This window comes from Paracoccus sp. UBA889 (assembly GCA_002294185.1).
Lineage (GTDB): Bacteria > Pseudomonadota > Alphaproteobacteria > Rhodobacterales > Rhodobacteraceae > Paracoccus.
Genome location: DBFD01000014.1, coordinates 23,405 through 30,768 on the forward strand (window position 1 = coordinate 23,405; position 7,364 = coordinate 30,768).

The 7,364-nt window shown below is 60.3% G+C and carries 7 protein-coding genes; all 7 read right to left on the reverse strand.

The annotated features are described in order from the left end of the window. Window positions 1–854 (reverse strand): ParB/RepB/Spo0J family partition protein (locus tag B4L36_RS01560; protein WP_292951309.1); only part of this gene is annotated, 854 nt, incomplete at its 3' end. After that, on the reverse strand, window positions 854–1,639 hold the full coding sequence (locus tag B4L36_RS01565) for a ParA family protein (RefSeq protein ID WP_292951312.1): 786 nt from the start codon (window positions 1,637–1,639) through the stop codon (window positions 854–856). The genes B4L36_RS01565 and B4L36_RS01560, both read right to left, overlap by 1 nt. Beyond that, entirely contained in the window at window positions 1,632–2,237 is a 606-nt protein-coding gene (gene rsmG, locus B4L36_RS01570) for a 16S rRNA (guanine(527)-N(7))-methyltransferase RsmG (protein ID WP_292951315.1), read from the reverse strand. Before rsmG ends, B4L36_RS01565 begins: the two co-directional genes overlap by 8 nt. Next, window positions 2,222–4,081, reverse strand: a complete 1,860-nt coding sequence (mnmG, locus tag B4L36_RS01575; RefSeq protein ID WP_292951319.1) for a tRNA uridine-5-carboxymethylaminomethyl(34) synthesis enzyme MnmG — start codon at window positions 4,079–4,081, stop codon at window positions 2,222–2,224. Before mnmG ends, rsmG begins: the two co-directional genes overlap by 16 nt. 10 nt (window positions 4,082–4,091) lie before the next feature. Next, a complete protein-coding gene (gene mnmE, locus B4L36_RS01580; protein ID WP_292951322.1) occupies window positions 4,092–5,354 on the reverse strand; it encodes a tRNA uridine-5-carboxymethylaminomethyl(34) synthesis GTPase MnmE in 1,263 nt (420 codons plus the stop codon). A gap of 10 nt (window positions 5,355–5,364) precedes the next feature. Next, window positions 5,365–6,636, reverse strand: coding sequence for a transcription termination factor Rho (gene rho / locus B4L36_RS01585; protein ID WP_292951325.1), 1,272 nt, complete (start codon window positions 6,634–6,636; stop codon window positions 5,365–5,367). Between the two features lie 125 nt (window positions 6,637–6,761). After that, window positions 6,762–7,208 (reverse strand): CopD family protein, encoded by a 447-nt coding sequence (locus B4L36_RS01590; protein WP_292951328.1) that lies wholly within the window; start codon window positions 7,206–7,208, stop codon window positions 6,762–6,764. Window positions 7,209–7,364 lie beyond the last annotated feature (156 nt).

Sequence of the window (7,364 nt, forward strand, 5' to 3'; positions counted from 1 at the left end):
TCGAGGTCGCGATAGGTGATGATCAGTTTCCCCCCGTCCTGGCCCAGATGATCGATCTGCACCCGCATCCCGAGATGGGAGGAAAGATCGGATTCGAGCGCGCGGGTATCCGCATCTTTCTGCTGAGGACGGGTAGAACGCGGCTGAGATTCCGTGCCGGGCTGGGACTGTTTGCGAACCAGTTGTTCGGTCTCGCGGACCGAGAGACCGCGATCGATGATCTTCTGGGCCAGCGCCCCGGGGTTTCCGGCGGTAATTAGCGCGCGGGCGTGTCCTGCGCTGATCTTTCCATCCTTGACGTATTGCTGAACGGTATCGGGCAAGTTGAGAAGGCGAAGCAGGTTGGCGATGTGGCTGCGACTTTTGTTCAGCGCCTCGGCCAGTCTTTCCTGCGTATGGCCGAAGCGGTCCATCAACTGCCTGTAGGAGGCGGCCTCCTCGATCGCATTCAGGTCGGCGCGCTGGATATTCTCGATGATCGCGATCTCGATCACATCGGTATCGGAAAGCTCGCGGATGATGACCGGCAATTCGTGCAGTTGCGCCATCTGCGCCGCACGCCAGCGGCGTTCGCCGGCGACGATCTGGTACAGACCCTCGCTGGTCGGGTGCGGACGCACGATCAGCGGTTGCAGCACACCGCGACTGCGCAGCGAATCGGCCAATTCCTGCAGGGCTTCGGGGTCGAAATGACGGCGCGGCTGATCCGGGTTGGCGGTGATCTGTTCGATCGGAATCAGGCTGCGGTCCCGCGACGGCGCTGTCGCGACGTTGGTTTCGCCCAGATCGATATCGGCCATCAGCGCCGATAACCCCCGTCCCAGGCCCTTCTTGGCTGTTCTGGCATCCGACATCACACTTCCTCTCGCACGATCTTCAGGCGCGCCGCGAATTCCTCGGCGAATTGACGATAGGCACCACTGCCCTTCGAGGCCGGGTCATAGAGCAGCACGGGCTGGGCATGCGACGGAGCCTCCGAAACGCGGACATTGCGCGGAATGACGGTGGGAAAGACCAGATCGCCCAGCGTGTTGCGGGCATCGGCCTCGACCTGCTGCGAAAGATTGTTGCGGTAGTCGGACATGGTCAGCAGAATACCTGCGATCCGCAGGGCCGGATTACCGCTGGCCCGGACGTGCTTGACCGTCGTCAAGAGCTGCGACAGCCCCTCGAGCGCATAGAACTCCGCCTGCAGCGGGACAAGAACCGAATCGGCGGCAACCATGGCATTGACGGTGAGAAGGCCGAGGGCCGGCGGACAGTCGATCAGGACAATGCTGCCATCAGGTGCACCCTCAAGCTTGCGGCGAAGCAGGCGGGTGCGGTCCTGAGTCTGGGACAGATCCACATCGGCCGAAGAAAGATCGGCAGTCGCGGGCACGATGTGGAGGTTGTCGATCTGGGTCGGAATGGCGCAATCCTGAAGACTTTCCTCGCCGGCAAGCAGGTCATAGACGGTCAACTGCCGGCGATCCTCGTCGATGCCCAGCCCGGTGGAAGCGTTGCCCTGCGGATCGAGATCGACAAGAATCGTCCGATGCCCGGCCATCGCAAGGGCCGCGCCCAGGTTGATCGCAGTCGTGGTCTTGCCGACGCCACCTTTCTGGTTCGCGATTGCCACGATACTGTATCTAGACATGATCAAGCCCCCAGATTTTGAGGATAGCCGCAGACTGATCTGTCTTGCTGGGATGGCTCTCGACGGAGAAGCGCCAGTGTGACGCCGTCTCGTCAAGTTCCGCCTTCCACTGCCTGCCCTTCATCAACCACGCCTGCCCGTTCTTTTCGAGATGTTGCACCAGATATGGCATGAGACGGGGAAGCGGGGCAAGCGCCCGAATGCTGATATAGGCGGCTTTCAGCGAATTCAGATCCTCGATGCGGGCAGAGATGACCTCTGCCCGCTTCAGGCCGAGTTCGCGAATGACGCTTCGCAGAAAAGCCGATTTTCGCTGATCGCTTTCGACGAGAATGAAATCCGTCATGCGATCGCGGCATGCGATCGCCGCGACCAGGCCGGGAAAGCCGCCTCCGCTACCTAAATCGGCCCAAAGACCAGCGTCGGGCTGGCTGAGTTCGACAAGCTGCAGGCTGTCGGCAATATGCCGCTCTTGCAGATGGGGAACGGATGACGGCGCCACGAGATTGATCCGAGCATTCCACTTCCGGATCATAGCGGCATAGACATCCAGTTCATCCCATGTTTCACGTGAAACATGCATCATGCGGTCCGGCACCGCTCGTTCTTTGCCATGGCAAGGATCAGGGTCAGCGCGGCGGGGGTCATGCCTTCAATCCTGGCGGCCGAGGCGAGGCTCTCTGGCCGCGCTTCCGAAAGCTTCGCGGCCAGTTCGCCCGAAAGTCCGGACATTGTGAAGTAGTCCAGGGAGGTTGGGAGCACAATGTTTTCGTCGTTTTTCAGCGCCTTCGCGTCACGTTCCTGGCGATCGAGATATTGATGGTAGAGAGCGTCAGCGCGCAACTGAGCCATGGTTTCCGGGTGAACCGCCGACAATTCTGGCATGATTTCAACAATCTGCGCATCGCTGATCGCCGCCATTCCCATCAATTCGAATGCCGAGCGCCTTTGGCCGTCCTGTCGAACATGAAGCCCCCTGCCTGAAAGCTCGTTCGGCGAAAAGGCTCGTGCCTCGGCGATGTCGCGTCCGGCGATATACCGCTTTTCCCGGCTGTCGAAATGCCGCCAGCGCTCATCGCCGACGCAGCCGATGTTCCGGCCCATGCGGGTCAGCCGGCGATCGGCGTTGTCGGCCCGAAGCGTCAAGCGAAATTCTGCTCTGGAGGTGAACATGCGGTAAGGTTCGGTCACACCCCGGGACACCAGATCGTCGATCATGACGCCGATATAGCTCTCTGATCGGCTGAATTTGATCGCGGGTTTCCGCTGTGCCAACAAAGCGGCATTCAGTCCTGCAACCAAACCTTGCGCGGCGGCCTCTTCATATCCCGTCGTGCCGTTGATCTGTCCAGCAAGGAAAAGGCCGCTGACAGCTCGAAGTTGAAGCGATGACGACAGCGCACGAGGATCGACGTAGTCGTATTCAACGGCGTAACCGGGCTGAAGTATTACAGCCTGCTCGAGCCCCGTGATCGTTCGGACATAGGCTTCCTGAATCTCAGCCGGCAGCGATGTCGAAATACCGTTGGGATAAATCGTCGGATCGTTCAGCCCCTCGGGTTCAAGAAAAACCTGGTGCGATTTCTTTTCCGAGAACCGAAGAACCTTGTCCTCGATCGACGGGCAGTATCGAGGGCCCTTCCCGGAAATGTGTCCGCCATACATTGCGGAACGAGATAGGTTTTCTCTAATGATGTCATGTGTTTCCGGGTTTGTATGTGTGATACCGCAAGAGATCTGCGGCCCACTCACGCCTGTGCTGAGATAGGAAAACAGCGTCGGCTCATCGTCTCCGGGCTGCCGATCAAGGCGGGACCAATCGATCGTCCGCCCGTCTAGCCGAGGCGGCGTTCCCGTCTTCAGGCGACCCAGCGGAAGATCGAAACGGCGAAGCGACGTCGCCAAGCCTCTCGCATTCTCGTCACCCCAGCGACCGGCTGCATGCGATACGTCGCCGATATGAATGGTCCCGTTGAGGAACGTCCCGGTGGTCAGCACGGTGGCACATGCCGAATAGGCGGTCCCGTCCTCCATCTCGATCCCGGTCACGCGGTTCTCGTCGCCGGCCAGCGCCTCGACGCATCCGTAGATCAACGTCAGTCCGGGAAGACGGGACATAAGATCATGCGCGACCTTGCGATAGATTGCGCGGTCCATCTGGGCGCGCGGCCCCTGAACCGCGGGCCCCTTGCGTCGATTGAGCAGCCGGAACTGAATCCCGGCCCGGTCAGCGATCCGCCCCATCAGTCCGTCAAGCGCGTCTATTTCCCGGACAAGATGTCCTTTGCCCAACCCGCCGATCGCCGGGTTGCAGGACAATGCGCCAATATCCTCGCGCCGCATTGTGATCAGCGCGACATCAGCCCCCATGCGCGCCGCCGCGCCTGCGGCTTCAAGTCCGGCGTGACCGGCTCCGATCACAATCACATCAAAATGTTTCACGTGAAACGCCCTATTTCCCGATACAGAAAGTCGTAAAGATGGCATCTAGATAATCCTCCGCACCGATTCTGCCAAGAAGCCGGTCCAGACTCATGGCGCAGGCGCGAATATTCTCCGCCAGAATTTCGGGTGGCAATCCATCGATATCTGCCAAAGCGCGGCGCGCATCTACAAGCGCATTCAGTTGTCTGCCGTGGCTCACCAAACCCGCCGGAGCGATTCTCTCGGCCAGGGTGCGGCGCAACCTGGTCAGCAAATCGTCTATCCCCACCCCTGTCAAAGCCGAGACGCCAGTGGACCCATCCTCGCGCAAGTCAACCTTGCTGCTCACCACGATATCGCCGTCGCGCCACAGATCTTGCTCGCGCTGACCATCCGGGGACAGATGCACCCTCAAATCCGCTGCGAGGGCACGCTGTCTCGCGCGATCAATCCCCAAGGATTCGATGAGATCAGACGACTTTCTCAGTCCAGCAGTATCAAGGAACGTGACCGGCACACCACTCAGGTCCAGTCGCGCCTCGATCACGTCGCGTGTCGTACCCGCAATCTCGGAAACCAGCGCCACATCGCGCCTGGCCAACCTGTTAAGAAGGCTTGATTTTCCGGCATTCGGCGGCCCGATGATGGCCACCTCGAATCCCGATCTGATCGTCTCGGCGGCCGCATAGCCGGCAATATGACGGTCAAGTTCAGCCGCAAGTTCCTGCAACAGGGAAAAAACCTCGGCCGGGACTTCCTCGGGCGTTTCCTCGTCCGCAAAATCGACGCTCGCCTCGATCAAGGCGCCAGCGGCAATCAGCATCTTTCGCCAATCTCCGGCCACCCGACCCAACTCGCCCGAGGCCAGCCGCGCCGCCTGCTGCCGCTGGGCTTCGGTCTCGGCCGCAAGAAGATCACCCAGTCCCTCGACCTCGGCAAGATCCATTTTTCCCGCCAGAAAGGCGCGTCTGGTGAACTCTCCCGCTTCGGCCGATCGCACATCCATACGCCGCAGCGCGGCCCCAACCCGCCGCACGACAACCGGAGCCCCGTGCAATTGCAATTCCGCAGTCTCTTCTCCGGTGAAACTTCGCCCGGCTTCGAACCAGCTCACCAGAGCCTGATCGAGAATTTCGTTTCCCTCGCGCAAGGTCCGCAGATAGGCGTGGCGCGGACGCTCCAGCGGTCCGGCCAGCCTTTCGGCCACCCGCCGTGCTCCGTCTCCGCTGATGCGAATAGCCGAAATGCCACCGCGCCCGGGCGGGGTGGCTTCCGCATAGATAAGAGCCATGTCAGCCTCGTCAGGCGTTCATCGAGTCGAAGAATTCCGAATTGCTCTTGGTCTGCTTCAATTTCGAGATCAGGAACTCGACCGCATCTGTCGTCCCCATCGGATTCAAGATCCGGCGCAACAGATAGGTCTTTTGCAAATCCTTCGATTCGACCAGCAATTCCTCTTTCCGGGTACCGGATTTGAGGATGTCCATGGCCGGGAAGACCCGCTTGTCGGCGACCTTGCGATCCAGCACGATCTCGCTGTTGCCGGTGCCCTTGAATTCCTCGAAGATCACCTCGTCCATGCGCGAGCCCGTATCGATCAGCGCGGTCGCGATGATGGTCAGCGACCCGCCCTCTTCGATATTCCGTGCAGCGCCGAAGAAACGCTTTGGCCGCTGCAAGGCATTCGCATCGACGCCACCAGTCAGAACCTTGCCCGAGCTGGGAACCACGGTATTGAACGCTCTACCAAGTCTTGTGATAGAATCCAGAAGAATCACAACATCTCGTTTATGCTCGACCAGGCGCTTGGCCTTTTCGATCACCATTTCGCTCACCGCGACGTGCCGGCTGGCCGGTTCGTCGAAGGTCGATGAAATCACCTCGCCCCTCACGCTGCGCTGCATGTCGGTGACCTCTTCGGGCCGCTCGTCGATCAGCAAAACGATCAGATAGCATTCCGGGTGATTGCGCTCGATCGAATGGGCGATGTTCTGCAGCAGCACGGTCTTGCCGGTCCGCGGAGGCGCGACGATCAGCGACCGCTGCCCCTTCCCGATCGGCGCCACCAGGTCGATGATCCGCGCGCTGCGATCCCTGATCGTGGGATCCTCGATCTCCATCGTCATCCGTTCATCGGGATAGAGCGGGGTCAGGTTGTCGAAGGCGACCTTGTGGCGGGCTTTCTCGGGATCCTCGAAGTTGATCCTCTCGACCCTGGTCAGCGCGAAATACCGCTCGTTCTCGCCCGGGGCCCGAATGACGCCCTCGACGCTGTCGCCGGTCCGCAGGGAATGCTGCCGGATCATGTCGGGGCTGACATAAATGTCGTCGGGCCCGGGCAGGTAATTGGCTTCGGTCGAACGCAGAAAGCCGAAACCGTCCTGCACGACCTCCAACACCCCCTCGCCGCCGATATCCCAACCTTCTTCGGCATGTTCCTTGAGGATCGAGAACATCATCTCGCCCTTGCGCATGGTCGAGGCGTTCTCGATTTCCCATTCCTCGGCCATGGACAGCAAGTCGGCCGGGCTTTTCGCCTTGAGTTCGGACAGGTTCAGGCGCTCATCGCTCATATCGTCACCGTAGGCCGCCCCCGCGTCGAAGGTCGGTCATGTCATATTCGTGTGGGAATCCCCGTACCGGACGGCCGGGCTTGGTCGCGACATAGGCCGGCAGAACCGGCGAGTCAATCGCCCACCTAGAATTTGACGATGACCGACACGACAATGCCGATGAGCAGCACTGTGGGCACCTCGTTCATCAGCCGATAAGACCGACCGCGACGGATCGCTCCGGCCGCAATCCGCCGCCGCTCGGCCGCGCACCAGATGTGAAATCCGGTCATTCCCAGCACCCCGGTGGCCTTGAACCAGGGCCACAGGGCCGTCCAATCGAGGATACCCGGCGTTGCCACCAGCCATAATCCGCTGGCCCAGGTCGCGATCATCGCCGGCCGCATGATCACGCGCAGCAGCTTCTCCTCCATGATGCGGAAGCTGTCTGTCGGCTCCGCTGCCTCGGCGCCGCGCTCGGCGTGATAGACGAACAGACGCGGCAGGTAGAACAGCCCAGCCATCCACGAGATCACCGCGATCACATGGAAGGCTTTCACATAGGGATAGAACGCGATCATCAGGTCGGTCATCGGGGCCTCGTTTCCGACCACTTAAATAAAAAGATATGAAAAAGGAATGTAGTTGAAGTAGGGCCTGTGGATTGCGGGACTGGGCATCGCTCCCCGCACCTATCCACCATTTGCACGCCTGTGGATAAGTCTGGGAAAACTTCTTTGAAAGTGATA

Coding starts and splice junctions, on each gene's coding strand:
- rho (WP_292951325.1), bottom strand. CDS start 6,636: ATGAGCGATGAGCGCCTGAACCTGTCCGAACTCAAGGCGAAAAGCCCG.
- mnmE (WP_292951322.1), bottom strand. CDS start 5,354: ATGGCTCTTATCTATGCGGAAGCCACCCCGCCCGGGCGCGGTGGCATT.
- B4L36_RS01565 (WP_292951312.1), bottom strand. CDS start 1,639: ATGTCTAGATACAGTATCGTGGCAATCGCGAACCAGAAAGGTGGCGTC.
- B4L36_RS01590 (WP_292951328.1), bottom strand. CDS start 7,208: ATGACCGACCTGATGATCGCGTTCTATCCCTATGTGAAAGCCTTCCAT.